This window comes from Micromonospora sp. WMMD961 (genome assembly GCF_029626145.1).
Lineage (GTDB): Bacteria > Actinomycetota > Actinomycetes > Mycobacteriales > Micromonosporaceae > Micromonospora.
The window spans coordinates 5,223,079-5,248,443 of sequence record NZ_JARUBJ010000002.1; the positions used below are offsets into that span (position 1 = coordinate 5,223,079).

Genomic DNA, 25,365 nt, shown 5'->3' on the forward strand with positions numbered 1-25,365 from the left:
GTCAATTCGCCGCAGCGGGCGGCAGCACCTCGTCGGCGCGGTACGTGCCCAACGGCATGACGACCGGCTCGGGGCCGGTCGCGTCGACGAACGGGGTGGGCGAGTCGGCGACCGCGAACTGGGTCCGGTACAGCTCGGCGTAGAGCCCGCCGACCGCCACCAGCTCGTCGTGCCGCCCCCGCTCGACGATCCGCCCATCGTCCAGGACCAGGATCTGGTCGGCGTCGCGCACGGTGGAGAGCCGGTGCGCGATCACCAGGGCGGTCCGGCCGGTCAGCGCCACCGCCAACGCCCGCTGCACCGCCGCCTCGCTCTCCGAATCCAGGTGGGCGGTCGCCTCGTCGAGGATCACGATCGACGGCGCCTTGAGCAGCAGCCGGGCGATCGCGATGCGCTGCTTCTCGCCGCCGGAGAACCGGTAGCCGCGCTCCCCGACGGTGGTGTCCAGACCGTCGGGCAGCGCCCGGACCAGATCGGCCACCTGCGCCCCGGCCAGCGCCGCCCAGATCTCGTCGTCGGTGGCGTCCGGCTTGGCGTAGCGCAGGTTCTCGGCGATCGTCTCGTGGAACAGGTGCGAATCCTGGGTGACCACACCGATCTCGTCGCGCAGGGACGCCAGCGTCGCGTCGCGTACGTCCACCCCACCGACCAGCACCTGCCCGTCGCTGACGTCGTAGATCCGGGAGATGAGCATCGACAGGGTCGACTTGCCGGCCCCGGACGGGCCGACCAGCGCGACCATCTGGCCCGGCTGCACGCTGAACGAGACACCCTTGAGCACCGGCTCGTTGACGGTGCGGTCGAGCGTGGCGACCTCTTCCAGCGAGGCGAGGGAGACCTCGGAAGCGCTCGGGTAGCGGAATCGCACGTCGCGGAAGTCGACCCGGCCGGCGCCCCGGGGCACCGGCACCGCGTCGGGCTTCTCCACGATGCCCGGCTTGAGGTCGAGCACCTCGAAGACCCGGTCGAACGAGACCAGGGCACTCATCACGTCCACCCGGACGTTGGAGAGCGCGGTGAGCGGACCGTACAGGCGGGTGAGCAGCAACGCGAGCGTCACGACGGTGCCCGCGCTGACGCCGCCGGTGACCGCGAGCCAGCCGCCGAGGCCGTAGGTGAGCGCCTGCGCCAGCGAGGCCACCAGCAGCATCGCCACGAAGAACGTGCGGGAGTACATCGCGGACTGGATGCCGATGTCGCGGACCCGTTCGGCCCGGTCTCCGAACCGGCGGGCCTCGATCTCGGGCTGACCGAAGAGTTTGACCAGCAACGCGCCGGCCACCCCGAACCGCTCGGTCATGGTCGCGTTCATCTTGGCGTCGAGGTTGTACGCCTCCCGGGTGATGTCCGCCAGCCGTCGACCGACCCGGCGCGCCGGAATGATGAAGATCGGCAGCAGCACCAGCGAGAGCGCGGTGATCTGCCAGGAGAGGGTGAACATCACCGCCGCGGTGAGCACCAGTTGGATGACGTTGCTGACCACACCGGACAGGGTGGAGGTGAACGCCCGCTGGGCGCCGAGCACGTCGTTGTTGAGCCGGCTGACCAGGGCGCCGGTCTGGGTACGGGTGAAGAACTGCAACGGCATCCGCTGCACGTGGTCGTAGACCCGGGTGCGCAGGTTGAAGATGATGCCCTCGCCGATCCGGGCGGAATACCACCGTTGGGCCAGCGACAGCAGCGCGTCGGCGACCGCCAGCCCGGCGATGAACAGGGCCAGGCGGACCACCTGCCGGCCCGCCTCGGTGCCGCCCCGGTTGATCTCGTTGATCACGTCGCCAGCGAGCACCGGGGTGGCCACACCGATGATCGCGGCCAGCACCACGGTGGCCAGGAAGACGACGATGTCACGCCGGTAGGGCCGGGCGAAGGCCACGATGCGCCGGGCCACCCCCCGCTTGAGCCGGTGGGCGGAGACGTCGTCGCGGTTGCGCATCGACCGGAGCATGCTCCACCCGGCCATGCCACCGCCGGACATCGGGTTGGACATCGCTCACCTCCGGGTCGTCGGGCAGACCGCGTCGTCAGGTCAATTCTCCCGACGAGTGTGACAACCTCGGCAGTAACCCGGATCTTCCCGTGCGGTCCTTACCTATTCTCCCTTGCCGGCGAGGTCACGAAGCCGACGGGTCTGCGCCTCCCGCTCGGCGCGCTGCTGGTCGGCGTGCGACCGCCCGGCGGCACCGGCGAGCAACGCCTTGATCTCCACCACCGCGTCCCGGGCCCCGGAGAGCAGGCCAGCGGTCAGGTCCCGCACCGCGCCGTCCAGCTCGGCTGGCGGCACGACGAGGGTGGCCAGCCCGATCCGGTCCGCCTCGGCGGCGTCCAACCGGCGGCCGGTCGCACAGATCTCCAACGCCCGCGAATACCCGACCAGCTCGACGAGGCGCTTGGTGCCGGCCAGGTCGGGCACCAGGCCGAGCGCCACCTCGGCCATCGACAGCTTCGCGTCCGCGGACAGCACTCGCAGGTCACAGGCGAGGGCGAGCTGGAAGCCCGCACCGATCGCGTGACCCTGCACGGCCGCGACGGAGATGACATCCGGCCGGTGCAGCCAGGTGAAGCCGGCCTGGAACTCCGCGATGCGCTCGGCACACTCCTGCTCGGGCAGCGTGGCCAGCTCCGCGAACGAACCCGGGCCGGAGGCACCGGCCGCCGCGAGGTCGAGGCCGGCGGAGAACGCGCGACCCTCACCGCGGACCACCACCACCCGCACGTCGCCGGGCAGGTCGCGGGAGAAGTCGCTCATCGCCCGCCACATGGCGGGCGTCTGGGCATTGAGCACGTCGGGCCGGCACAACGTCACCGTGGCAACCGGCCCGTCGCAGGTCAGCCGAACCCCGGTCGCCTCGGCGGTCACCGGGCGGCCCGGGGCGCGGCGCTGGTGAACGACGCTGAGGGGCGGGTCACGCCTTCTTGCGGCGCCGGGCTCCACCGCGCTGACGCAGCTGCACCCCGGACTCGGTGAGCACTCGGTGGATGAACCCGTAGGAACGGCCGGTCGAGGCCGCCAACGCGCGGATACTTTCCCCCGAGGTGTACCGCTTTACCAGGTCCTTGGCGAGCGTCTGACGCTCGGCTCCGACGATCCGGCGACCCTTCTCAGTGCTGGTGGCTGTGCCAGTGGCTGCCATGCTGTGTCCTCACGTCCCAGACTGTGCGGTTCGGATACGGTCCCACCTATTAGACCGCCTCGAACGATCATGCGCCAGATATCAACTCTTCGCCAACCGACACGCTATGCAATGTCAGCTTCCCGATAGAGTGATCCTGGCAATCGGCCCCGCCTGGCCTCCGGGCGTACCTCCGAAGGCGATGGCTGCTGCCGACGAGCCGTAACCTGCCGTCGTGATCGACCTGCTCAGCACGGCGGCCGGAGCCGGAACCGACGCGAACGCGCTGGCGAGCGCGATCGTCGCGGCCGGGCTGCTGGTGGTGCCCGACCCGCGGACGGGACGCTCGGTGTCGCGGGGATGACGATCGCGAACGGCGTCGACAACGTGGCCGTCTACGCACCCGTCCTCCGGGCCTCGGCGCACGGCTGGGGCCCGGTTCCAGCGATCAGGCCAGCTCGACCAGTTCGAGCAGGTCGTCGCTCCAGGCATCCTCGTCGCCGTCGGGCAGCAGGATGGCCCGGTCCGGCTTGAGCGCCAGCACCGCACCCGGGTCGTGGGTGACCAGGACGATCGCGCCGGGATAGTTGGCGATGGCGTCGAGCACCTGCTCCCGGCTGACCGGGTCGAGGTTGTTCGTCGGCTCGTCGAGCAACAGCACGTTGGCGCCGGAGCAGACCAGAGTGGACAGGGCCAGCCGGGTCTTCTCGCCACCGGAGAGCACCCCGGCCGGCTTGTTCACGTCGTCGCCGGAGAAGAGGAACGCGCCGAGGATCTTGCGCAGGTCGGTGTCGGACTGCTCGACGGCGGCGGCGCGCATGTTCTCCAGCACCGTCCGCTCCACGTCCAGCGTCTCGTGCTCCTGGGCGTAGTAGCCCAGCCGCAGGCCGTGCCCCGCGTGCACCTCGCCGGTGTCCGGGCTGAGCAGCCCGCCGAGCATCCGCAGCAGGGTCGTCTTGCCGGCGCCGTTGAGCCCGAGGATGGCCACCCGGGAGCCCCGGTCCACCGCCACGTTGACGTCGGTGAAGATCTCCAGCGATCCGTACGACTTGGAGAGGCCGGTGGCCGTGAGCGGGGTCTTGCCGCACGGCGCGGGGCTGGGGAAACGCACCTTGGCCACCCGGTCGGCGACCCGCACCTCCTCCAGGCCGGAGATCAGCTTCTCGGCGCGGCGGGCCATGTTCTGCGCGGCCACCGTCTTGGTGGCCTTGGCCCGCATCTTGTCGGCCTGCGCCATCAGCGCGCCGGCCTTCTTCTCCGCGTTGGCCCGCTCCCGCCGGCGGCGTCGCTCGTCGGTCTCGCGCGCCTCCAGGTACGCCTTCCAGCCCAGGTTGTAGACGTCGATGACCGACCGGGTGGCGTCGAGGAACCAGACCTTGTTGACCACCGACTCCAGCAGCGCGCCGTCGTGGGAGATCACGATCAGGCCGCCCTTGTGGTTGGCGAGGAAGCCGCGCAACCAGGTGATCGAGTCGGCGTCGAGGTGGTTGGTCGGCTCGTCGAGCAGCAGGATGCCGCCGCCGTTCTCACCGGCGTCCCGGAACAGGATCCGGGCCAGCTCGATGCGCCGCCGCTGACCACCGGAGAGGGTGCCGATCGTCTGCGCGAGCGCCCGGTCCGGCAGGCCGAGGTTGGCGCAGATCCGGGCGGCCTCGGCCTCGGCGGCGTACCCGCCCAGGGCGGCGAACTGGTCCTCCAGCGCGCCGTAGCGACGGACCAACTTCTCGTCGGCGTCCTCGGCGAGGCGTGCCTCGATCTCCTGCATCTGCGACATGAGGACGTCCAGGCCGCGCGCCGACAGCACCCGGTCGCGGCCGGTCACCTCCAGGTCGCCGGTGCGCGGGTCCTGCGGGAGGTAGCCGATGACGCTGCGCTGGTCGATCTGGCCGCCGTACGGCTGCCCCTCGCCGGCGAGCACCTTCAGCGTGGTGGTCTTGCCGGCGCCGTTGCGACCGACCAGGCCGATCCGGTCCCCGGGCTGCACCCGCAGCGTGGTGTCGGACAGCAGGATCCGGGAACCGGCACGCAGTTCCAGGCCGGTGGCAGTGATCATGTTTGCGGGCTCGCTCTCGGGGTTTGGAAGGCTGTCTCGGGGCACGCGAAACGGCCGGCGGGCTCAAGAGGCCCGACGGCGCGGGGCGGTTCAGCCTTCGCAGCGCAGCACCCGACAAGTGTACCGGGCGCTCACCGGCGACCCGCTCGGATTACCGATCAAGATCGTCGGGTACCGGAACGCCTGTCCGGGCCGCGTCCGGCACTCTCGCAACGAAACGACACACAGACGACATTCACGGCATACGGCGATCGGGGTCAGCATGGAACTCAACGAGCGGGCCGAGCTCGACACCTCCCAGGCCAACGACCTGGGGCGTGGATCCGGTGGTGGGGGCGGCGGCATGGGCATCCCCATCCCGGGTGGTGGCGGCCGCGGCGGCATCATCGGCATCGTGGTGGCCGTCCTCATCGCCCTGCTCGGCGGTGGGTTCGGCCTCAACGCCATGACCAACGGCGACGAGGGCGGCCAGGCCGGGAGCGGCGACCTGGACCAGGCGTGCTCCACCGCCAACCCCGACCGACTCGACGACGCGCGCTGCCGCAACCTGCTCTACGTCAACAGCATCCAGGCCTACTGGCAGAAGGCGTACCCGGAGCTGGGCGACGGAAAGTACGAGCCGACCGACACCAACTTCTTCCAGGCGGCCGTGAACACCGGCTGCGGGCAGGCCGACTCGGGCGTCGGCCCGTTCTACTGCCCCGCCGACAAGCAGGTGTACATCGACCTGAGCTTCTACGACGAGTTGGCCGCCCGGTTCGGCGCCAAGGGCGAGTTCGCCCAGCCCTACGTGCTCGCCCACGAGTACGGACACCACATCCAGAACCTGCTCGGCACGAACGCCAAGGCCGGCCAGGGCGACCAGAGCGGCCCCCGCTCCGCCTCGGTGCGGTTGGAGTTGCAGGCCGACTGCTACGCCGGTGCCTGGGCCAAGCACGCCACCGAGAGCAAGGACAAGACCGGCCAGGAACCGCTGTTCACGTCCATCACCCAGACCGACATCAGCGAGGCCGTGCAGGCCGCCGAGGCGATCGGCGACGACAGCATCCAGGAACGCTCCGGTGGGCAGGTCAACCCGGACCAGTTCACCCACGGCACGTCCGAACAGCGCAAGCGCTGGTTCACCCAGGGCTACGACCAGGGCGACCCGAAGACCTGCGACACGTTCGGCACCGACCAGCTCTGACCTCGTGGCGAGATCGTGGCGGGCCCCTCGGCGGGCCTGCCACGATCGTTTCGGGCCATGACACCGCAGCATCAGAGAGCGTTCACGACGGCTACCTACGTTCACCGGGTCCCTGCAACCCGCTGTGAAGAGGTAACGATGAAGACGACCACCAGGTGGACCCTGGCCGTCGGCATGGCCCTGACCGCCGTCCTCGGTGGCGCCGCCACCGCCCAGGCCACCGGCCCGGCCACCGGGCACTCCGGTGTGGGCCACCCCCGCGACACCGCGCTCGCCACCGCATTCGGCGCCGTGGACCGCAACACCTCCTGGCAGCAGACCGGCAGGCTGAAGCTGAACTTCCCCACGTTCCACACCGAGGGCATCGCCTTCGCCGGCGACCGGATCTTCCTCTCCTCGGTCGAGATCATCGAACCGACCGTCAAGTACCCCACCCCGCAGAACGGGTACGACCGCAGCCCCGGCAAGGGCGTGGGCCACCTTTTCGTCATGGACCGCCACGGCAACCTGCAACGGGACATCGTCCTCGGCGAGGGCGACATGTACCACCCGGGCGGCATCGACTTCGACGGGACGAACATCTGGGTGCCGGTCGCGCAGTACCGCCCCAACAGCAGCACGATCGTCTACCGCGTCGACGCCTCCAGCCTGCGGGTGCACAAGCAGTTCGAGGTCACCGACCACTTCGGCGGCGTGGTCCTCGACAAGACCACCGGCCGCCTCGTCGGCAACACCTGGGGATCGCGACGCTTCGCGGAGTGGAACCTCCAGGGCAGGCAACTGCGGACCTGGGACAACGAGAACTTCTTCGTCGACTACCAGGACTGCCAGTACGTGCCGAACGGCAAGATGATCTGCGGTGGTGTCACCAACCTGCCGCAGACCCCTGCCGCCGGCGGCAGCCAGGCCACCTACGAGCTCGGCGGGCTGGCCCTGATCGACCTGCACAGCCACGACGTACTCCGTGAGGTGCCCTTCCAGCAGTGGTCCACTGCCGGACACGTGGCCACCCGCAACCCGGTGAAGCTCGCCGCCGACGGCAACCGGCTCACCATGTGGGCCGCGCCGGACAACGGCGAGGAGGGCAACGGCACCGAGATCCTGACCTACCAGGCCACTGTCGCCCGGTAGACCGTCCCGCTCTCGGCCATCCACTGCCGTGATCGGGAGTGGATGGCCGACGGCGTGGTCACCACGGGTGGCGGTCGTCGCCCCTCGCACGTCGGGCACCGCCGAGTTCAGTCGGGGTCGCGCACCAGGATCCGGACCGCACGAGCCGCGCCAACCGCCGCGAGTAGCACAGCGTGCCGGGGCTCCGGCACGTCGAGCAGGCGCTCGGCCCGAAGCGGCACGAGCGGGGCCAACCGCCGATCCGCCAAAACAGTGTCCACCGCCCGCCGGTCCCCGCCGCAGACCAGCGCGGCGAGCGTCGCCGCCTCCGGCAACAGCAGGCGTACGGCCAGGTCCGCCGCGTCACCCAGCGCGGCCTTCGCCTGGTTGTCGCGCCGGCGGGCGAACCGGTGCTGCGACCATCCCCCGGCAGCGGTGCGCCCCTGCACGTACCGGGTGTCCACCTTGGAGACAACGAGGTCGGCGCCCTCGGCCACTCCCAGCGCGACCGCGCCCTTGCGGGCCAGCAGCAGGCCGATCCGGCGGGGCGTGACGGCGGAGGCCACGAACCCGGCCATATCCGTGCCGGCCGGCGCACCCGGTGGGGCGTACAGCTCGGCGGTGGCCCCGTCCGGGGCGGAGAGCAGCAGCCCGTATTCCCGTGCGCTGGTGGTGGGCGGGCCGTGCCGGTCGGCGAAGCCCTCGACCCAGCGGCCGACGCGGGCCGGGTCGACCTCGACCCACCGACCGCCGCCGGCTGCGGGTCGACTGGTCACCGTCCGACCGTACGGCACGGCGCACCCGCCCGGGTCGTCGGGCGGCGACGGTCAGTCCGGCAGCAGCGCGGCCACCGCCAGCGCGGCGATGAGCGCGCTGGAGGCCAGGCCGGTGACCAGCCGGCCACGCGGTCCGGTCAGCGCCCGGCCGACCATCGTCCCGCCGCCGGCGATGAGCAGCTGCCAAGTCGCCGACGCCAGGAAGACGCCCGCCACGAAGAGCGCGGCGGTGGCCGCGCCCGCGTCGACGGTCGCCCGGCGGCCGAGCACCAGCGCGGCGAAGTAGAGCACCGTCGCCGGGTTCAGCAGGGTCAGCCCGAGCAGCGCCGCGTAGGCCCGTCCCGGAGTGCTCAGCCCCTGCCCGGTGCGTGCCGCCGGGGCCCGGCGCGAGCGGTGGGCGGCCCAGGTCCGCCAGAGGCCGTGCGCGGCCAGCCCCAGCAGGACCACGGCGGCCACCACTCGCAGCGGACCGGCGGCCGGCGCGATGATCCCGGCCAGACCCGCGCCGCCGAAGGCGGCGACCGCCGCGTAGAGCCCGTCGGCCGTCGCCACCGCGAGCGCGGCGGCCGCGCCGACCCGAAACGAGGTACGGGCACTGAGCCCCAGGATGAGGATCGCGATCGCGCCGACGGGCACGGCGACGCCGTAGCCGGCCACCAGGCCGGCGAGGAACGCCGCGCTCACGACGCCGGGCGGCGCATCGAGGCGGCGTCCGGCGCGGTGCGCTGTCGACGCACGGCGGTGGCCGCACGGACCGAAGCCTGCATCGGGTACGCCTCAATCACCAGCGCATCCTGCGCGCCGAAGCCGCGCCCTCGCCACCGCTTTTCCGCGCGCCCCGCGCCGTCTCACCTCAAAATGCCCGCGCTATCCCCGTGCGCCCCGCGCCCCGCGCCCTCGGCCCTGCGCCCTCGGTCCTGCGCCCGCGCCCTGCGCTCCGCGCCCGCGCCCCGCGCCCCGCGCCTGTCAAGATCGCGCTCGATCCAGGAAGTAGTGGCATCCTCGACGCACCGACACCACTACATCCACGATGTTGCGCGACCTTTGGCGGGTGTTGCCTTCGTTGAAGCGAAGCAAGGGCTGCGGCGTGGGACGCAACAGCTGAAATGGGATGGGGCGCACGGCTGCTGACAGGTGCGAACGCGTCGAGCGCGACGCCCCGGTGGGGCATCGCGCTCGACGGGTGAAGCCGGCCGGGGTCGGCTCAGACGTTGAAGCCGAGGGAACGGAGCTGGTCCCGACCCTCGTCAGTGATCTTGTCCGGACCCCACGGCGGGAGCCAGACCCAGTTGATCCGGATGTCGTTGACCAGGCCGCCACCGGGGCCGGTGGTCAGCGCCTGCCGGGCCTGGTCCTCGATCACGTCGGTCAGCGGGCAGGCCGCCGACGTGAGCGTCATGTCCAGGGTGGCGACGTTCTCGTCGTCGACGTGCACGCCGTACACCAGACCCAGGTCGACCACGTTGATGCCCAGCTCGGGGTCGACGACGTCCTTCATCGCCTCCTCGATGTCGGCGATCATGGCCTTGCTGACGCCGACGCCGTCCGCCGGAGCGGCGGCAGCGCCGGTGGTCGGCGTCGCCGCGGCGTCGCTGGTCACCGCGTCGGTCTGCGCCGCCACGGCGTCACCAGCCTCCGGCGTCGCTGCGGTAGCGGTGTTCTCGCTGCTCATGCCTTCACCTCCGGGCTCACGCCCACGCCGGCGCGTGCCGCGGCGTCCTTGAACGCCATCCACGGCAGCAGCGCACACTTGACCCGGGCGGGGTAGCGGGCGACACCCGCGAAAGCAACCCCGTCACCGAGTACGTCCTCGTCCGGCGTGACCTGGCCACGACCGGACATCAACTCCACGAACGCCTCGTGCACCTCGAATGCTTCCCCGGTGCCCCGACCGCGCAGCAACTCGTGCAGCACGCTCGCCGACGCCTGGCTGATCGAGCAGCCCATCCCGTCGTACGAGATGTCGTGCAGGACCGTGCCGTCGGTGGCCACCCGGACGGTGACCTCGTCACCACAGGTCGGGTTGACGTGGTGCGCCTCCGCGACCCGGTCGCCCGAGTCTTCGGCGTCGCGCAGACCGCGCCCGTGCGGGTGCTTGTAGTGATCCAGGATGATCTCCTGGTATAGCTGGTCGAGCTGCACCATCAGTCGAACACCTTCCGTACCTGCTCCAGACCGCCCACCAGTGCGTCGATCTCCTCGGTGGTGGTGTAGAGGTAGAACGAGGCCCGGGTCATGGCCGGGACACCGAACCGGCTGCACACCGGCTTGGCACAGTGGTGACCCACCCGCACCTGCACGCCGAGCGAGTCGAGCACCTGACCCACGTCGTGCGGGTGTACGTCACCGAGCGCGAACGAGATGGTGCCGCCCCGGCCCACCGGCACGGTCGGGCCGAAGATCCGTAGGTCCGGCACCGTGCCGAAGGCGTCCAGCGCGTACGCCGTCAGCTCCTTCTCGTGCCACTGGATGGCCCGCATCCCGACGGCGGTCAGGTAGTCCACCGCCGCGCCCAGCGCGACCGCCTCGGCGATCGGCGGGGTGCCGGCCTCGAACCGGGCCGGCGGGGCCGCGAACGTCGAGCGACCCATGGTGACCGTCTCGATCATCGAGCCGCCACCGAAGACGGGTGGCATGGCCGCGAGCAGCTCGGCCCGGCCCCAGAGCACGCCGATGCCGGTCGGGCCGCACATCTTGTGGCCGGTGAACACGATGTAGTCGGCGTCCAGGTCGACCACGTCGATGGGCAGGTGCGGGGCCGACTGCGAGCAGTCCAGCATCAGCAACGCACCCACCTCGCGGACCCGGGCGGTGATGCGGGAGGTCGCGTTGACAGTGCCCAGGATGTTCGACACGTGCACCAACGAGACGATCTTCGTCCGCTCGGTGACCAGGTCCTCCAGGCCCGACTCGTCCAGCCGGCCCTGGTCGGTGACCGGGAACCAGCGCAGGGTAGCGCCGGTCCGTTCGCAGAGCAGCTGCCACGGGACGATGTTCGAGTGGTGCTCCATCTCGGAGATCACCACCTCGTCGCCGGGGCCGAGCCGGAACCGGGGGTCGCCGTCCGGGCGCAGCGAGGCGTTCGAGAAGGCGTACGCCACGATGTTGATCGCCTCGGTGGAGTTCTTGGTGAACACCACCTCGTCGGTGCTCGGCGCGTTGATGAACGCGGCGACCTTCGCCCGTGCCCCCTCGAACGCCTCGGTGGCCTCGGTGCCCAGGGTGTGCACCGACCGCGAGACGTTCGCGTTGTGCCGCGCGTAGTGCTCGTCGAGCACGTCGAGCACCTGGCGGGGTTTGTGCGAGGTGTTGGCGCTGTCGAGGTAGACCAGTGGATGCCCGTTGATCTCCCGATCGAGGATCGGGAAGTCGGCGCGCACGCGAGCCACGTCGAAACGCGGCACGTCGTCGTACTGCGGCATCCCCTCAGGGATCGCGATGCTGGTCATCTCGGCAGCGCCTCTCCCGCTCAGGCCTTGGCCGTGCCGGCCCCGGCGGCGTACCGCTCGTAGCCCTCGGCCTCGAGCTTGTCGGCCAGCTCCGGGCCACCCTGCTCGACGATCCGGCCGGCCACGAAGACGTGCACGAAGTCCGGCTTGATGTAGCGCAGGATCCGCGTGTAGTGGGTGATCAGCAGCACGCCGGTGTCGCCGGTGTCGCGCACCCGGTTGACGCCCTCGCTGACCACGCGCAGCGCGTCCACGTCGAGGCCCGAGTCGGTCTCGTCGAGGATCGCGATCTTCGGCTTGAGCAGCTCCAACTGGACGATCTCGTGCCGCTTCTTCTCACCACCGGAGAAGCCCTCGTTGACGTTGCGCTGGGCGAACGCCGGGTCCATCTGCAGGCGCTCCATCGCGCCGCGCAGTTCGCCGCCCCAGGTGCGCAGCTTCGGCGCCTCGCCGTCGATGGCGGTCTTCGCGGTACGCAGGAAGTTCGCCACCGAGACGCCGGGCACCTCGACCGGGTACTGCATGGCCAGGAAGAGGCCGGCGCGCGCACGCTCGTCGACCGTCATGGCGAGCACGTCCTCGCCGTCGAGGGTCACCGTGCCACCGGTGATCTCGTACTTGGGGTGACCGGCGATCGAGTACGCCAGGGTGGACTTGCCGGAGCCGTTCGGCCCCATGATCGCGTGGGTCTCACCGGAGCGGACGGTCAGGTCGACGCCGGCCAGGATCGGCTTGAGCTCACCCTCGGGCAGCTTGACCGACACCTTCAGGTCGCGGATCTCCAGGGTGCTCATTATCGGGTCACTCCATTACTCGGCGTCAGGCTGAGGTAGATGTCGCCGTCGCGGACGTCGACGGGGTAGACGGGGACGGGTTCGGTGGCGGGCAGCCCGGTCGGCTCGCCGGTGCGCAGGTCGAAGCGCGAGCCGTGCAGCCAGCACTCCAGCGTGCAACCGTCGACCTCGCCCTCGGAGAGGGCGACCGCGGCGTGCGAGCACTCGTCGTACGCCGCGTAGAAGTTGCCGTCCTCGCCGTGCACCAGGGCGATCGGAGTGCCGTCGACGTCCGCGCTGATCGCGGTGCCCTTCGGCACGTCCTCGGTGGAGCAGATCCGGATCATCAGGCGCCGGCCTTGGTCAGCCGGGCCTCGATCGCGTCGCCGAGACGCTCGCGCAGCGACTCCACCGGGATCTTGTTGATCAGCTCCGCGAAGAAGCCACGAACCACCAGGCGGCGGGCTTCGCCCTCCGGAATCCCCCGGGCCATCAGGTAGAACAACTGCTCGTCGTCGAAGCGGCCGGTCGCGCTGGCGTGGCCGGCGCCGGCGATCTCGCCGGTCTCGATCTCCAGATTGGGTACGGAGTCCGCGCGGGCGCCGTCGGTGAGCAGCAGGTTCCGGTTGATCTCGTACGTGTCGGTGCCGGTCGCCTCGGCCTGGATCAGCACGTCGCCCACCCAGACGGTGTGCGCGTCCGCGCCCTGCAGGGCACCCCGGTAACCGACGTAGCTGCGGCAGTCCGGCACGTTGTGGTCGACCAGCTGCCGGTGCTCCAGGTGCTGACCGGAGTCGGCGAAGTAGACGCCGTACAGCTCGGCCTCGCCACCCCGACCCGTGTATTCCACGCTGGTGAACTGCCGGACCAGGTCACCACCGAGGGAGACCTGGATGTGGACGACCTTGGCGTCCCGACCCAGCTTGATCTTCAGGTGCTGGGCCTGGACCGCGTCGTCGGCCCAGTCGGCGATGGTGACCAGGGTCAGCTTCGCGCCGTCGGCGACCAGCACCTCGACGTTGTCGGCCAGGGTGGCCGACCCGACGTGTTCCACCACCACTGTCGTCTCGGCGAAGCGGCCCACCTCGACGAAGGTGTGCCCGAACGCCGGCTGCTCGGCGCCCGTGCCGACCACCCGCAGACGCACCGGCTCGCCGAGCACCGCGTCGGGGGCCACCCGCACCAGCAGGGTGTCGGCCGCGGCACCGTAGGCCAGTGCGCTGACCCGGTCCACCGGGGTCAGCACGCTCCCGACCCGCGCGTCGTCGCGGCCGACGCGGGTGACGGCCACGCCCTCGGGCAGGTCGCCGTACTCGTGCCGGACCGCGCCGGTCACGGCCGGCGCCTCGGCGGTCAGGCCGCGGAGGCGCTTGAGCGGGGTGAAACGCCACTCCTCCTCCAGGCCGGTGAGGGCCGGGAAGTCGGCGACGTCGTACGAGCGCAGCGCCTGCGACTTGGTGCTGGGCGGCGGCGCGGAAGCCTGGGTAGTCATCTCTTCCTTGGTCTGTCATGAATCGGAGGGTCGAAGCGGGCTGGACCGAACCCGGCGTACCGGGTCCGGGTCCGGCCGTGGCCGGGCGGAGGCGGCGTCAGCCGACCGCGCCCTCCATCTGAAGCTCGATCAGGCGGTTGAGCTCCAGCGCGTACTCCATCGGGAGTTCCTTGGCGATCGGCTCGATGAAGCCGCGCACGATCATGGCCATCGCCTCGTCCTCGCTCAGGCCCCGGCTCATCAGGTAGAAGAGCTGGTCATCGCTGATCTTGGAGACGGTCGCCTCGTGCCCCATCGACACGTCGTCCTCGCGGATGTCGACGTACGGGTAGGTGTCCGAGCGGGAGATCGTGTCGACCAGCAGCGCGTCGCACTTGACCGTGCTCCGGCTGTGGTGCGACCCCTCCAACACCTGGACCAGGCCGCGGTACGAGGTGCGGCCGCCGCCCCGGGCGATCGACTTCGACACGATGGTCGAGGAGGTGTGCGGCGCGGCGTGCACCATCTTGGCGCCGGCGTCCTGGTGCTGGCCCTCGCCGGCCATCGCCACCGAGAGCACCTCGCCCTTGGCGTGCTCACCGGTCATGTAGACCGCCGGGTACTTCATGGTCACCTTCGAGCCGATGTTGCCGTCGACCCACTCCATGGTCGCGCCCTCGTGGCAGACGGCGCGCTTGGTGACCAGGTTGTAGACGTTGTTCGACCAGTTCTGGATGGTCGTGTACCGGCAGCGCGCGTTCTTCTTCACGACGATCTCCACGACCGCGCTGTGCAGCGAGTCGGAGGAGTACAGCGGCGCGGTGCAGCCCTCGACGTAGTGCACGTACGCACCCTCGTCGACGATGATCAGCGTCCGCTCGAACTGGCCCATGTTCTCCGTGTTGATCCGGAAGTAGGCCTGCAGCGGGATCTCCACGTGCACACCCTTCGGCACGTAGATGAACGAGCCGCCGGACCACACGGAGGTGTTCAGGGCGGCGAACTTGTTGTCGCCGACCGGGATCACCGTGCCGAAGTACTCCTTGAAGACGTCCTCGTGCTCGCGCAGGGCCGTGTCGGTGTCCAGGAAGAGGACGCCCTGCTCCTCAAGGTCCTCACGGATCTTGTGGTAGACGACCTCGGACTCGTACTGCGCCGCGACACCCGCGACCAGCCGCTGCTTCTCCGCCTCCGGGATGCCCAGCCGGTCGTAGGTGTTCTTGATGTCCTCGGGCAGGTCCTCCCAGCTGGTGGCCTGCTTCTCGGTGGACCGCACGAAGTACTTGATGTTGTCGAAGTCGATCCCGCTGAGGTCCGCGCCCCAGGCCGGCATCGGCTTGCGGCCGAACAGCCGCAGGCCCTTCAGCCGCAGGTCGAGCATCCACTCCGGCTCGTTCTTCTTGGCCGAGATGTCCCGCACCACCGCCTCGTTGATGCCGCGCTGGGCAGTTGCCCCAGCGGCGTCCGGGTCGGACCAGCCGTACTCGTACCGACCCAGGGCGGCGAGCTGCTCTTCCTGGGTCAGGGGCTGGACGATCTGCTCGGTCATTTATCTGTCCTCACAGTGGTGACGGGATTACCGGATTGAGCACGGCCCGGCTGGGTCGGGATGTGCGTGGTGCACACCCCGTCGCCGTGCGCGATGGTGGCCAGGCGCTGCACGTGGGTGCCGACCAGACGGGAGATCACCGCGGTCTCGGCCTCGCACAGCTGGGGAAACTCGGCGGCCACGTGCGCCACCGGGCAGTGGTGCTGGCAGAGCTGACCGCCGGAGGCGATCGTGGTCGCGTTGGCAGCGTAACCCTCGGCGGTGAGCGCCGCGGCTAGTGCCTCCGCTCGGGCGAGAGGGTCGTCGCCGGCGTCCTCCATGGCCGCCCGACAACGGGACTCGAGAGCCGAAACCTGCTCGGTGGCGAACGCCTCGACCGCGTCCGAACCGCCGCTGCGGGCGATCCAACGCAACGCGGCGGTGGCCATGTTGTCGTAGTGGTGTGTGCCACAGCGGACCCGGGCGGCCTCGGTCAACAGGAACACCTTGGCCGGACGCCCCCGCCCACGGCTGCCCTGCACGGTCTGCTCGCGGGCGTACACGTCACCGTCGGCGAGCATCGCGTCCAGGTGTCGGCGGATCGCCGCCGGGCTGAGCCCGAGGGCCACACCGAGCTGCGCGGCGGTGGTGGCTCCCCGTTCCAGCAGCAAATGGGTGACCCGGTCGCGGGTGGAGATCTCGGCCGCAACGGCCCCTGACGTGCTCACGACGGGCGCGGACGCGGACGCACCGACAGCCGGACCGGCCGTCGGCTGCTGCTCGGAGAGCGCCGCCGCGTTTTTCACAACGCCAACGTTACGTAATTACGCGGAGGGTCGCAAACCCGGGCTCCGGTGATCCGAACCACCGCGTCGCCGGAGTCGGACGAACCTCGATCACTACGGTGCGTAGGATTTGCGCCGTGAACCGAATCGTCCGTCCGGTCTCCGGCACCCTGCTGCGCCGCCTCGCGCTCGCCTCGATCATCGCGAACGTGGGCATCGTCGTCACCGGCGGGGCCGTCCGGTTGACCGCCTCGGGCCTCGGCTGCCCCACCTGGCCCCGGTGCACCGACGATTCCTACGTCACCACGCCCGAGATGGGCGTGTACGGGGTGATCGAGTTCGGCAACCGGATGTTGACCTTCGCGGTGGGTCTCATCGCGCTGGCCACCCTGCTGGCCGTGTTGGCATACCGACCCCGCCGACCCGGGCTCCTCGCGCTGGCCGTCGCGGTCTTCCTGGGCATCCCCGCCCAGGCCGTGATCGGTGGCATCACGGTGCTCACCAACCTCAACCCGTGGGTGGTCGGGCTGCACTTCCTGGCCTCGATGGCGGTGATCGCCGCCGCGTACGCCCTCTGGCGGCGGATCGGCGACCCGGACGGCCCGACCGTGGCAGTGCTGCCCACGCCGCTGCGCACGCTGGCCCGGATCACCACCGGCGTCACCGTGGCCGTGCTGGTCATCGGCACCTGGGTCACCGGCAGCGGCCCGCACGCCGGCGACCATGGCGCCGCCCGCAACGGGCTCGACCCGGAAACGATCTCGCAGGTGCACGCGGACGGCGTCTTCCTGCTGATCGGCCTCTCAGTGGCGCTGATCTTCGCGTTCCGCGCCGTCGGTGCGCAGCGCGCCACCCGCGCCGCGATCATCCTGGTCGCCGTGGAGCTGGGCCAGGGCCTGATCGGCTTCGTGCAGTACTTCACCCACGTGCCAGCCCTGCTGGTCGGGGCGCACATGCTCGGCTCCTGCCTGGTGCTGCTGGCCGCCCTGTCGGTGCAGTGGTCCACCCGGGAACGCCGTCGGGTCACCCCGGCATCCCAGGCCGTCCCGGCCGACGCCGCCACCCCGGTCCCCGTCACCGCCTGACAACGCCCCGCGCCCCGCGCCCCGCGCCCCGCGCCCCGCGCCCCGCGCCCCGCGCCCAAGATCCTCACAACATCGGGGATGGTGCTGCCTCCGGCACGCGGGAGACAGCACCATCACCGCTCTTGCGCGGATCTTGACGCCGAACACCGCCACCGGACGCCCGGAAGCGATCTTGGGACGGAGTCCAGCGTCCTTGGGACGGAGTCCAGCGTCCGGGAAGAGCTGCCGCAGGGTGGGTCAGCCGTGACGGACCAGATGGGTGGTGATCGCGTCGGCGAGCCGGTCGGGGGCCCCGTCGGCGTACCCGATGAAGAGTGACGGCTCGGTCAGCTCCAGCTCGACCAGGACCGGCTCGCCGTCTGGGCCGGGGATGAGGTCGACCCGGGCGTAGAGGAGCTGCCGCGTGCCCCCGGGGATCGCGGCGAGGGTCTTCTCGGCCGCCGCGAGCTGTTCGGGTCGGGCGGTACGCGAGGTGATCTCCTCGGCCTTGTAGAGCCCGTCCGGGCCGAGGTCCGGGCCGATCAGCATCGGGCCCTTACGGATCGCGTGGCTGAACGCGAGCCCGTCCGGGCCGGCCAGGAAGAGCAGCGCTGTCTCGCCCTCGGTGTCGACGGCAGGCAGGTACGGCTGGACCATGGTGACCCGGCCGGCCTCGGAGAGCCGGCGGACGTGCGCGGCGGCGAGAGTCCGGTGCTCCGGATCGGCCAGGTCGTACCGGCCGGTGTCCTGGCTGCCGGCGCTGACGGCGGGCTTGAGGACGTACTCGCCGGTCCCGGCGGGCGGCTGCCAGCCCTCCCCCGGCTCGACCCACGACGTCGGTACGGTCGGCACCCCGGCGGCGCTCAGCTCGGCGAGGTAGCGCTTGTCGGTGTTCCAGCGAACCACCTCGGCCGGGTTGACCAGCACCGGAACGGTGGCCGCCCAGGCGACGAACTCGTCGCGGCGCAACGCGTAGTCCCATGGTGAGCGGAGCACGACCAGGTCGTAGGACGACCAGTCGACGTCGGGGTCGTCCCACACCGCGGTCTCGACGGTGATGCCACGGGCGGTGAGCGGGGCGAGGACCAGCCGGTCGTCCGGGTCGAGGTCGGCCAGGTCGGCGCAGGTGACGAGAGCGACCCGGGGTTCCCCCCGGGTCGACTGGTGATGGGTGGTCAATTGAGGTGTCTGTTCAGCGGGCCATCGTGCGCCGAGCCATCGACCGCCAGAGGTCGTTGCTCGGACGCATCTGGTCCATCAGTTCACGCTCCCAGGCGTTCTCGACGGCAACTCCCGCCTTGGCGCACGCCTCCCGGGCGGTGACGGTGTCGTCGGCGAACTGGTCGCCCCACTCACCGTCCGCGCCGACCAGGACGATTCTCGCGCCACGCTTGCCGACGTACTCGATGACCGCCTTCGCGCCGCCGTGTCCGGCGGCGAACGCCTTGAGGCCCGCAACCAGGCCCTGGGGCGTCTGCTCGCCGGCGGTCTGCTCGGCCGTCAGCGTCGTATCGGAACCATCTGCCATGACGCGAAGCCTAAGCAGAGTCGCACCCTCCCGGGCGAGAACCATGAACCTTTTGTGATGCCAATTACCTACAGGTTTAAGGCTGACCACAGACTTGCTGTCCGTTTATATGCCGACTTTTGCCCCCAAAGCACGTCGACAATTGAGCACCCAACCGCCGCAGGTTGAGCCCATCCGACTCATGCCGAAAGTTACTCTGATGTGACGTTAAACCGGGACAACCCATCCACGGACCTGATTAATCAGGCGATCACCGACGTCGATCACCGACAGCCCCAGCCGCAACGCGGCAATCGGGCTAGACCAGCGCGGGCCAGATCAGCGCGGGTCAGATCAGCGCGTCGAGCGCGACGGCCACGAACACGATCGTCAGGTACGTCGTCGACCAGTGGAACAGCCGCATCGGCTTGACCGCCTCGCCGCGTGTCGCGCGCCGGCAGAGCTTGTGCGCCTCGACCACGAAGATGGCACCCACCACCAGGGTCGGCACCCCGTAGATCGCGCTGAGCCCCAGCGGCCAGACAGCCAGGGACGTGAGCACGGTGAGCCACGCGAAGATCAGGATCTCGGCGTTCACCCGTCGGGTCGAGGCGACCACCGGCAGCATCGGGATGCCGGCGCGCGCGTAGTCGTCCTTGTACTTCATGGCGAGGGGGTAGAAGTGCGGCATCTGCCAGAAGAAGACCACCGCGAAGAGCCCCCAGGCGGCGGGTGCCAGCGAGCCGGTCACCGCCGCCCACCCGATCAGCACCGGGGCCGCTCCGCACGCGCCGCCCCAGAAGGTGTTCGTCGGGGTGGACCGCTTGAGCCACAGGGTGTAGACGAGGTCGTAGTAGGCGATGGCCGCGAGAGTCAGCCCGGCGGCCAGCAGGTTGGTGAACGCCGCCATCATGGCGACCGACACGGCCGCCAGCACCAGACCGAAGATCAGCGCGTTACGCGGCGACACCGTGTGCGCCGGCAGCGGCCGACGCTTGGTACGCCGCATCAACTGGTCGATGTCCCGGTCGATGTAGCAGTTGAGGACGCTGGCCGCGCCGGCGGCGAGCGAGCCGCCGATCAGCACGACGGCCATCAGCCACAGCGACGGGAGACCACCCTCGGCGAGCATCATCGCCGGGATGGTGGTGACCAGCAGCAGTTCGACGATCCGCGGCTTGGTCAGCGTCACGTACGCGGAGAGGACCGCGCGTACGTCCCGCCGGGCCACCGGGCCCTCGGCCGCCCGCGCCGGGTGTTGCCCGGCCGGGTTGCTCGCGGGGCGCTCGGTGATCATGCTCACGGATTGCCACCTTCCGGCATCGGGCACGGGGAGATCGGATCGGCCGGGACCGCGCGGGTCCGCATACCGACCCACACACTACGCGTCGTCGTTTTGGCTGCCCGGCCGACCCGACAACGGTGCGGGCCGTCACACCACCGGGTTGAACCGAGCATCGGGATGGTCACGTAGCGCACACCATGCACAGATCCCTGGGCGCACGTTTAGGGACGCTCGATAAGGTCATCGGTGAGGGTTCCGCCCATCTGCCGAGGAGCACAACCATCGTGGCTGTTAAACGACCCGCGCACTCCGCACTGAACTGGTCCGACCTCGATCGCCGGGCCGTAGACACCGTCCGCGTGCTGGCCATGGACGCCGTAGAGAAATCCGGCAACGGCCACCCGGGCACCGCGATGAGCCTCGCGCCCGCGGCGTACCTCCTGTTCAACCGCGTCATGCGGCACAACCCGGCCGACCCGAACTGGCCCGGCCGTGACCGGTTCGTTCTCTCCGCCGGGCACTCCAGCCTGACGCTCTACATCCAGCTGTTCCTCTCCGGTTACCCGCTGAGCCTGGACGACCTGAAGTCGCTGCGGCAGTGGGGCTCGCAGACTCCGGGGCACCCCGAGCACGGGCACACGCCGGGCGTGGAGACCACCACCGGCCCGCTCGGGCAGGGCCTGGGCAACGCGGTCGGCATGGCCATGGCGGCCCGCCGCGAGCGCGGCCTGTTCGACCCCGAGGCCGAGCTCGGCGCGTCCGTCTTCGACCACGACATCTGGTGCATCGTCTCCGACGGTGACATCGAGGAGGGCATCAGCCACGAGGCCAGCGCCCTCGCCGGGCACCAGCAGCTGGGCAACCTCACGGTGATCTACGACGACAACGAGATCTCCATCGAGGACGACACCCGGATCGCCAAGAGCGAGGACGTGGCGGCCCGCTACGAGGCGTACGGCTGGCACGTGCAGACCGTCGACTGGCGCAGCGGCGACGCCGACCAGGGCGACTACCACGAGGACGCGGAGGCGCTGTACGCGGCGCTGGTGGCGGCCAAGGCGGAGACCGGCCGCCCCTCGTTCATCGCGCTGCGCACCATCATCGGCTGGCCCGCCCCCAACAAGCAGAACACCGGCAAGATCCACGGTTCGGCGCTCGGCGCCGACGAGGTGAAGGCCACCAAGCGGATCCTCGACTTCGACCCGGAGCAGACGTTCCAGGTCGACGAGGAGGTGCTCAGCCACGCCCGCACGGTGATGGGCCGCGGCTCCGACGCGCAGCAGGAGTGGACCACCTCGTTCGACGCCTGGAAGAAGGCCAACCCGGAGCGCTCCGCGCTCTACGAGCGGATCGCGGGCCGGGTCCTCCCCGACGGCTGGACCGACGCGCTGCCGGTCTTCCCGGCCGACGCCAAGGGCGTGGCCACCCGGGCCGCCTCCGGCAAGGTGCTGGAGGCCCTCGCGCCGGTGCTTCCGGAGCTGTGGGGCGGCTCGGCCGACCTGGCCGAGAGCAACAACACCACCATGAAGGGCGAGCCGTCGTTCATCCCGGCCGCGCACGCCACCAAGGACTTCCCCGGTCACGAGTACGGCCGCACGCTGCACTTCGGCATCCGTGAGCACGCCATGGGCGCGATCCTCAACGGCATCGCCCTGCACGGCGGCACCCGCCCGTACGGCGGCACGTTCCTGGTGTTCAGCGACTACATGCGCCCGTCGGTCCGGCTGGCCGCGCTGATGAAGCTGCCGGTGACCTACGTCTGGACGCACGACTCGATCGGCCTCGGCGAGGACGGCCCGACCCACCAGCCGGTGGAGCACCTGACCGCGCTGCGCGCCATCCCGGGCCTGGACGTGGTCCGCCCGGCGGACGCCAACGAGACGGCCTGGGCCTGGCGGCAGGCGCTGGAGCACACCGACCGGCCGACCGCGTTGGCGTTGAGCCGTCAGCCGCTGCCGACCCTGGACCGGGAGGTCCTCGGTGCCGTGGAGGGCGTGGCCAAGGGCGGTTACGTGCTGGCCGAGGCGTCCAACGGCAAGCCTCAGGTGATCATCATCGGCACCGGCTCCGAGGTGCAGCTCGCCCTGACCGCCCGGGAGCGGTTGGAGGCCGACGGCACGCCGACCCGGGTCGTCTCGATGCCCTGCCAGGAGTGGTTCTACGAGCAGGATGAGGCGTACCGGGAGTCGGTGCTGCCCCGCGGGGTAAAGGCACGGGTGAGCGTGGAGGCGGGCATCGCGATGTCCTGGCGCGGCATCGTCGGCGACCTCGGCGAGAGCGTCAGCCTGGAGCACTACGGGGCGAGCGCCCCGCACACCGTGCTCTTCGAGCAGTTCGGGTTCACCCCGGACCGGATCGTGGCGGCGGCGCACGCCTCGCTGGCCCGGGTGGGCGACATCACCGGTTTCACGACCGGCAACTGAGGGAGCGTGGACGGCATGACGGACAAGCTGAATGAGCTCACCGCCGCGGGTGTGGCGGTCTGGCTCGACGACCTTTCCCGGGTACGACTGAGCTCCGGCGGGCTGGACCAGCTCCGCCGCGAGAAGCACGTGGCCGGTGTCACCACCAACCCGACGATCTTCGCGAAGGCGCTCAGCGACGCCGACGAGTACAACTGGCAGCTGCACGACCTCGCCACCCGTGGCGTGGAGGTCGAGGAGTCGGTGCGCATGCTCACCACGTACGACGTGCGGTGGGCCTGCGACGTGATGCGCCCGTCGTACGACGGCAGCGACGGCGTCGACGGCCGGGTCTCCATCGAGGTGGACCCCCGGCTGGCCCACGACAGCGACAAGACGGTGGCCGAGGCCAAGGCGCTGTGGTGGCTGGTCGACCGCCCCAACCTCTTCATCAAGATCCCGGCCACCGAGGCCGGCCTGCCGGCGATCACCGCCACCCTGGCCGAGGGGATCAGCGTCAACGTGACGCTGATCTTCGGCCTGGACCGCTACTCGGCGGTGATGGAGGCGTTCCTCGCTGGTCTGGAGCAGGCCAAGGCCAACGGCCACGACCTGTCGAAGATCGGTTCGGTGGCGTCGTTCTTCGTCTCCCGGGTCGACTCCGAGGTCGACAAGCGATTGGAGAAGGTCGGCTCCGACCAGGCCAAGTCGCTGAAGGGCAAGGCCGCCATCGCCAACGCCCAGCTGGCGTACGAGCGCTACACCGAGGTGTTCTCCTCCGATCGCTGGAAGGCGCTCGCCGCCGCCGGGGCGCACCCGCAGCGGCCGCTGTGGGCGTCCACGTCGACGAAGAACCCGGACTACCGCGACGTGATCTACGTCGAGGAGCTGATCGCCCCCGGCACCGTCAACACCATGCCGGAGTCGGTCATCCACGCGTACGCCGATCACGGCGAGACCCGCGGCGACACCATCACCGGCGCCTACGACGCGGCCCGGAAGGTCTTCGCGGACCTGGAGTCGGTCGGGGTGGACATGGACGACGTGATCGCCACCCTGGAACGCGAGGGCGTGGAGAAGTTCGAGGCCAGCTGGCAGGAGCTGCTCGACGGCGTGCGCAAGTCGCTGGAGGCGGCGGCCAAGGGCAAGGGTGCGCCGAACAAGGCCGCCAAGGGCAACGCGAAGGCCGCCGAGAAGGCCGGTGGGAACGCATGAGTGACCTTCTTGCGGGGCCGGTGGAGGCAGCCGCCGGGCTCGCCGTGTACGGCGCGGACGCGGTCGACAAGGCCGCGCCCGCCTCGACCCGGGACGCGCTGGTCAAGGCCGGCGTCCCGGGCAAGCTTGCGGGCAAGGACGCGAGCCTGTGGGGCCCGGACGCCGAGGCCGAGGCGAAGATCCGGCTGGGTTGGGTGGACACCCATCGGCGCAGCCGGGAGCTGCTGGTGCAGTTGGCCGAGCTGACCGCGGAGCTGGCCGACCTGGACCACGTGGTGCTCGCCGGCATGGGTGGCTCCTCGCTCGCGCCCGAGGTGATCACCCGGACGCTGGGCCGCCCGCTGACCGTGCTGGACACCACCGACCCGGGCCAGGTCCGGGCGGCGCTCGGTGACCGGCTGGAGCGCACCGTCGTCGTGGTGGCGAGCAAGTCCGGGTCGACGGTGGAGACCGACAGCCACCGGCGCGCCTACTGGCAGGCGTTCCTGGACGCCGGCATGACCGAGGCGGAGGCCGGCCGGCATTTCGTCATCGTCACCGACCCGGGTTCGCCGCTGGAGGCCACCGCGGCCGAGATGGGCGCGTTCACCGTGCTCGCCGACCCGAACGTGGGCGGCCGGTACTCGGCGCTGACCGCGTTCGGTCTGGTGCCCTCGGCGCTGGCCGGGGTCGAGGTCGCGGAACTGCTCGACCAGGCCGACGCGTTGGCCGCGTCGCTCGGCGCCGACCAGAACAACCCGGCTCTCGCGCTGGGCGCCGCCCTGGGCGCGGCGGCGACGCTGGCCCGGGACAAGGTCGCCCTGGTCTCCGACGGCACCGGCATCGACGGGCTCGGCGACTGGGCCGAGCAGCTGATCGCCGAGTCGACCGGCAAGGCCGGGGTGGGCATCCTCCCGGTGGTCGTGGAGTCCCCGCAGAGCCCCGGCGCCACCGGGCCGGACGTGCTGACCGTCAGCTACGGCGGCGCGCTGGCGCCGGGCGACGTGCCGGGCGGCGGCGCCAACCCGGACGTGGCCGTCAACGGCCCGCTGGGCGCGCAGTTCCTGGCCTGGGAGTACGCGACCGCGGTGGCCGGTGTGGTGCTCGGCATCGACCCGTTCAACCAGCCGAACGTCACCGAGTCCAAGGAGAACACCAACAAGATCCTGGCCTCGGGCCCGCCGGCGGAGACGCCGTCGTTCACCGAGGGCGCGATCGAGGTGTACGCCCCGCAGGGCGCTCCCGGAGACCTGGCCGGCGTGCTGCGCTGGCTGCTCGACGGGCTCGGCGACGACGGTTACCTCGCGGTGATGGCGTACCTCGACCGGTTCGCCGACGCCGACGCGGCCCGGCTGCGGCCGATGCTGGCCCAGGCGGGCGGGCGCCCGGTCACCTTCGGTTGGGGTCCGCGGTTCCTGCACTCGACCGGCCAGTACCACAAGGGCGGCCCGCAGGTGGGCAGCTACCTGCAGGTGACCGGTGCGGTCGCCGAGGACCTGGCGGTGCCGGGCAAGCCGTACACCTTCGGTGAGTTGCAGGCGGCCCAGGCCGCCGGGGACCGGCAGGCCCTCGCCGGTCGGGAGCGGCCGGTGCTGCGGTTGCACCTGACCGACCGTGCCGCCGGTGTCGCCCAACTGCTCGACGCCTCCGGTGCTCTGCGGGCGTGAGG

General features: G+C 70.7%; 24 protein-coding genes. 7 read left to right on the forward strand and 17 right to left on the reverse strand.

The genetic code is table 11. The features are described from left to right. Position 1 precedes the first annotated feature (1 nt). The 3 genes from O7614_RS23540 to O7614_RS23550 form a co-directional block, all read right to left on the reverse strand. Positions 2-1,978, reverse strand: a complete 1,977-nt coding sequence (locus tag O7614_RS23540; RefSeq protein WP_278142350.1) for an ABC transporter ATP-binding protein — start codon at positions 1,976-1,978, stop codon at positions 2-4. Between the two features lie 114 nt (positions 1,979-2,092). After that, positions 2,093-2,860, reverse strand: coding sequence for an enoyl-CoA hydratase/isomerase family protein (locus O7614_RS23545; protein WP_278140642.1), 768 nt, complete (start codon positions 2,858-2,860; stop codon positions 2,093-2,095). Between the two features lie 46 nt (positions 2,861-2,906). Then, positions 2,907-3,134 (reverse strand): helix-turn-helix domain-containing protein, encoded by a 228-nt coding sequence (locus O7614_RS23550; protein WP_007462679.1) that lies wholly within the window; start codon positions 3,132-3,134, stop codon positions 2,907-2,909. Between the two features lie 214 nt (positions 3,135-3,348). On the opposite strand from O7614_RS23550, the gene O7614_RS23555 reads away from it, so the two are divergent. Further along, positions 3,349-3,477, forward strand: a complete 129-nt coding sequence (locus O7614_RS23555) for a hypothetical protein (RefSeq protein WP_278140643.1) — start codon at positions 3,349-3,351, stop codon at positions 3,475-3,477. Between the two features lie 84 nt (positions 3,478-3,561). Here O7614_RS23555 and O7614_RS23560 read toward each other — a convergent pair whose 3' ends face one another. Beyond that, on the reverse strand, positions 3,562-5,166 hold the full coding sequence (locus tag O7614_RS23560) for an ABC-F family ATP-binding cassette domain-containing protein (protein WP_278140644.1): 1,605 nt from the start codon (positions 5,164-5,166) through the stop codon (positions 3,562-3,564). Positions 5,167-5,428: 262 nt separating this feature from the next. Between O7614_RS23560 and O7614_RS23565 the strand changes: the two genes are divergently transcribed. Both O7614_RS23565 and O7614_RS23570 read left to right on the forward strand, forming a co-directional pair. Continuing rightward, on the forward strand, positions 5,429-6,352 hold the full coding sequence (locus tag O7614_RS23565) for a neutral zinc metallopeptidase (RefSeq protein ID WP_278140645.1): 924 nt from the start codon (positions 5,429-5,431) through the stop codon (positions 6,350-6,352). A 138-nt stretch (positions 6,353-6,490) separates the two neighbouring features. Next, the gene (locus O7614_RS23570; protein WP_278140646.1) at positions 6,491-7,483 is read left to right on the forward strand and encodes a DUF6454 family protein; all 993 of its coding nucleotides are present in this window, start codon (positions 6,491-6,493) and stop codon (positions 7,481-7,483) included. 107 nt (positions 7,484-7,590) lie between these two features. Here the strand turns inward: O7614_RS23570 and O7614_RS23575 are convergent, their stop codons facing one another. The 10 genes from O7614_RS23575 to O7614_RS23620 form a co-directional block, all read right to left on the reverse strand. Next, positions 7,591-8,238, reverse strand: coding sequence for an acVLRF1 family peptidyl-tRNA hydrolase (locus O7614_RS23575; protein ID WP_278140647.1), 648 nt, complete (start codon positions 8,236-8,238; stop codon positions 7,591-7,593). Positions 8,239-8,289: 51 nt separating this feature from the next. After that, positions 8,290-8,922 (reverse strand): LysE family transporter, encoded by a 633-nt coding sequence (locus O7614_RS23580; RefSeq protein ID WP_278140648.1) that lies wholly within the window; start codon positions 8,920-8,922, stop codon positions 8,290-8,292. A 520-nt stretch (positions 8,923-9,442) separates the two neighbouring features. Continuing rightward, positions 9,443-9,910, reverse strand: coding sequence for a metal-sulfur cluster assembly factor (locus O7614_RS23585; protein WP_278140649.1), 468 nt, complete (start codon positions 9,908-9,910; stop codon positions 9,443-9,445). After that, positions 9,907-10,380, reverse strand: coding sequence for a Fe-S cluster assembly sulfur transfer protein SufU (gene sufU, locus O7614_RS23590; RefSeq protein WP_278142351.1), 474 nt, complete (start codon positions 10,378-10,380; stop codon positions 9,907-9,909). Before sufU ends, O7614_RS23585 begins: the two co-directional genes overlap by 4 nt. A 2-nt stretch (positions 10,381-10,382) precedes the next feature. Further along, a complete protein-coding gene (locus tag O7614_RS23595) occupies positions 10,383-11,687 on the reverse strand; it encodes a cysteine desulfurase (RefSeq protein WP_278140650.1) in 1,305 nt (434 codons plus the stop codon). Positions 11,688-11,707: 20 nt separating this feature from the next. Next, the gene (gene sufC / locus O7614_RS23600) at positions 11,708-12,481 is read right to left on the reverse strand and encodes a Fe-S cluster assembly ATPase SufC (RefSeq protein WP_278140651.1); all 774 of its coding nucleotides are present in this window, start codon (positions 12,479-12,481) and stop codon (positions 11,708-11,710) included. Next, on the reverse strand, positions 12,481-12,807 hold the full coding sequence (locus O7614_RS23605) for a non-heme iron oxygenase ferredoxin subunit (protein WP_278140652.1): 327 nt from the start codon (positions 12,805-12,807) through the stop codon (positions 12,481-12,483). Before O7614_RS23605 ends, sufC begins: the two co-directional genes overlap by 1 nt. Continuing rightward, positions 12,807-13,952 carry a Fe-S cluster assembly protein SufD gene (sufD, locus tag O7614_RS23610; RefSeq protein WP_278140653.1) on the reverse strand — a complete coding sequence of 382 codons (1,146 nt, stop codon included), beginning with the start codon at positions 13,950-13,952 and terminating at the stop codon, positions 12,807-12,809. Before sufD ends, O7614_RS23605 begins: the two co-directional genes overlap by 1 nt. A gap of 97 nt (positions 13,953-14,049) precedes the next feature. Then, positions 14,050-15,480, reverse strand: coding sequence for a Fe-S cluster assembly protein SufB (sufB, locus tag O7614_RS23615; protein ID WP_278140654.1), 1,431 nt, complete (start codon positions 15,478-15,480; stop codon positions 14,050-14,052). Beyond that, positions 15,477-16,187 (reverse strand): transcriptional regulator, encoded by a 711-nt coding sequence (locus O7614_RS23620; protein ID WP_278142352.1) that lies wholly within the window; start codon positions 16,185-16,187, stop codon positions 15,477-15,479. Before O7614_RS23620 ends, sufB begins: the two co-directional genes overlap by 4 nt. 176 nt (positions 16,188-16,363) lie before the next feature. Between O7614_RS23620 and O7614_RS23625 the strand changes: the two genes are divergently transcribed. After that, positions 16,364-17,329, forward strand: coding sequence for a COX15/CtaA family protein (locus O7614_RS23625; RefSeq protein WP_278140655.1), 966 nt, complete (start codon positions 16,364-16,366; stop codon positions 17,327-17,329). 237 nt (positions 17,330-17,566) lie between these two features. Here the strand turns inward: O7614_RS23625 and O7614_RS23630 are convergent, their stop codons facing one another. The 3 genes from O7614_RS23630 to O7614_RS23640 form a co-directional block, all read right to left on the reverse strand. Further along, on the reverse strand, positions 17,567-18,487 hold the full coding sequence (locus O7614_RS23630; RefSeq protein WP_278140656.1) for a hypothetical protein: 921 nt from the start codon (positions 18,485-18,487) through the stop codon (positions 17,567-17,569). Positions 18,488-18,500: 13 nt separating this feature from the next. Then, positions 18,501-18,836 (reverse strand): hypothetical protein, encoded by a 336-nt coding sequence (locus O7614_RS23635; RefSeq protein ID WP_088988554.1) that lies wholly within the window; start codon positions 18,834-18,836, stop codon positions 18,501-18,503. A 328-nt stretch (positions 18,837-19,164) separates the two neighbouring features. Further along, positions 19,165-20,118 carry a heme o synthase gene (locus O7614_RS23640; RefSeq protein ID WP_278140657.1) on the reverse strand — a complete coding sequence of 318 codons (954 nt, stop codon included), beginning with the start codon at positions 20,116-20,118 and terminating at the stop codon, positions 19,165-19,167. A 179-nt stretch (positions 20,119-20,297) separates the two neighbouring features. Between O7614_RS23640 and tkt the strand changes: the two genes are divergently transcribed. The 3 genes from tkt to O7614_RS23655 are packed head-to-tail and all read left to right on the forward strand — an operon-like array spanning position 20,298 to position 25,363. Continuing rightward, on the forward strand, positions 20,298-22,523 hold the full coding sequence (gene tkt, locus O7614_RS23645; RefSeq protein WP_278140658.1) for a transketolase: 2,226 nt from the start codon (positions 20,298-20,300) through the stop codon (positions 22,521-22,523). Positions 22,524-22,538: 15 nt separating this feature from the next. Continuing rightward, a complete protein-coding gene (gene tal, locus O7614_RS23650) occupies positions 22,539-23,717 on the forward strand; it encodes a transaldolase (RefSeq protein ID WP_278140659.1) in 1,179 nt (392 codons plus the stop codon). Next, on the forward strand, positions 23,714-25,363 hold the full coding sequence (locus O7614_RS23655; protein WP_278140660.1) for a glucose-6-phosphate isomerase: 1,650 nt from the start codon (positions 23,714-23,716) through the stop codon (positions 25,361-25,363). Before tal ends, O7614_RS23655 begins: the two co-directional genes overlap by 4 nt. Positions 25,364-25,365: the final 2 nt, after the last annotated feature.

What these genes read in the sequence shown, in the direction of transcription:
- O7614_RS23550 (WP_007462679.1), bottom strand. Translation starts at nt 3,134, where the DNA reads ATGGCAGCCACTGGCACAGCCACCAGCACTGAGAAGGGTCGCCGGATC.
- O7614_RS23585 (WP_278140649.1), bottom strand. Translation starts at nt 9,910, where the DNA reads ATGAGCAGCGAGAACACCGCTACCGCAGCGACGCCGGAGGCTGGTGAC.
- O7614_RS23560 (WP_278140644.1), bottom strand. Translation starts at nt 5,166, where the DNA reads ATGATCACTGCCACCGGCCTGGAACTGCGTGCCGGTTCCCGGATCCTG.
- sufD (WP_278140653.1), bottom strand. Translation starts at nt 13,952, where the DNA reads ATGACTACCCAGGCTTCCGCGCCGCCGCCCAGCACCAAGTCGCAGGCG.
- sufB (WP_278140654.1), bottom strand. Translation starts at nt 15,480, where the DNA reads ATGACCGAGCAGATCGTCCAGCCCCTGACCCAGGAAGAGCAGCTCGCC.
- O7614_RS23565 (WP_278140645.1), top strand. Translation starts at nt 5,429, where the DNA reads ATGGAACTCAACGAGCGGGCCGAGCTCGACACCTCCCAGGCCAACGAC.
- O7614_RS23605 (WP_278140652.1), bottom strand. Translation starts at nt 12,807, where the DNA reads ATGATCCGGATCTGCTCCACCGAGGACGTGCCGAAGGGCACCGCGATC.
- O7614_RS23570 (WP_278140646.1), top strand. Translation starts at nt 6,491, where the DNA reads ATGAAGACGACCACCAGGTGGACCCTGGCCGTCGGCATGGCCCTGACC.
- O7614_RS23635 (WP_088988554.1), bottom strand. Translation starts at nt 18,836, where the DNA reads ATGGCAGATGGTTCCGATACGACGCTGACGGCCGAGCAGACCGCCGGC.
- tkt (WP_278140658.1), top strand. Translation starts at nt 20,298, where the DNA reads ATGCACAGATCCCTGGGCGCACGTTTAGGGACGCTCGATAAGGTCATC.
- O7614_RS23540 (WP_278142350.1), bottom strand. Translation starts at nt 1,978, where the DNA reads ATGTCCGGCGGTGGCATGGCCGGGTGGAGCATGCTCCGGTCGATGCGC.
- O7614_RS23655 (WP_278140660.1), top strand. Translation starts at nt 23,714, where the DNA reads ATGAGTGACCTTCTTGCGGGGCCGGTGGAGGCAGCCGCCGGGCTCGCC.
- sufC (WP_278140651.1), bottom strand. Translation starts at nt 12,481, where the DNA reads ATGAGCACCCTGGAGATCCGCGACCTGAAGGTGTCGGTCAAGCTGCCC.
- O7614_RS23595 (WP_278140650.1), bottom strand. Translation starts at nt 11,687, where the DNA reads ATGACCAGCATCGCGATCCCTGAGGGGATGCCGCAGTACGACGACGTG.
- tal (WP_278140659.1), top strand. Translation starts at nt 22,539, where the DNA reads ATGACGGACAAGCTGAATGAGCTCACCGCCGCGGGTGTGGCGGTCTGG.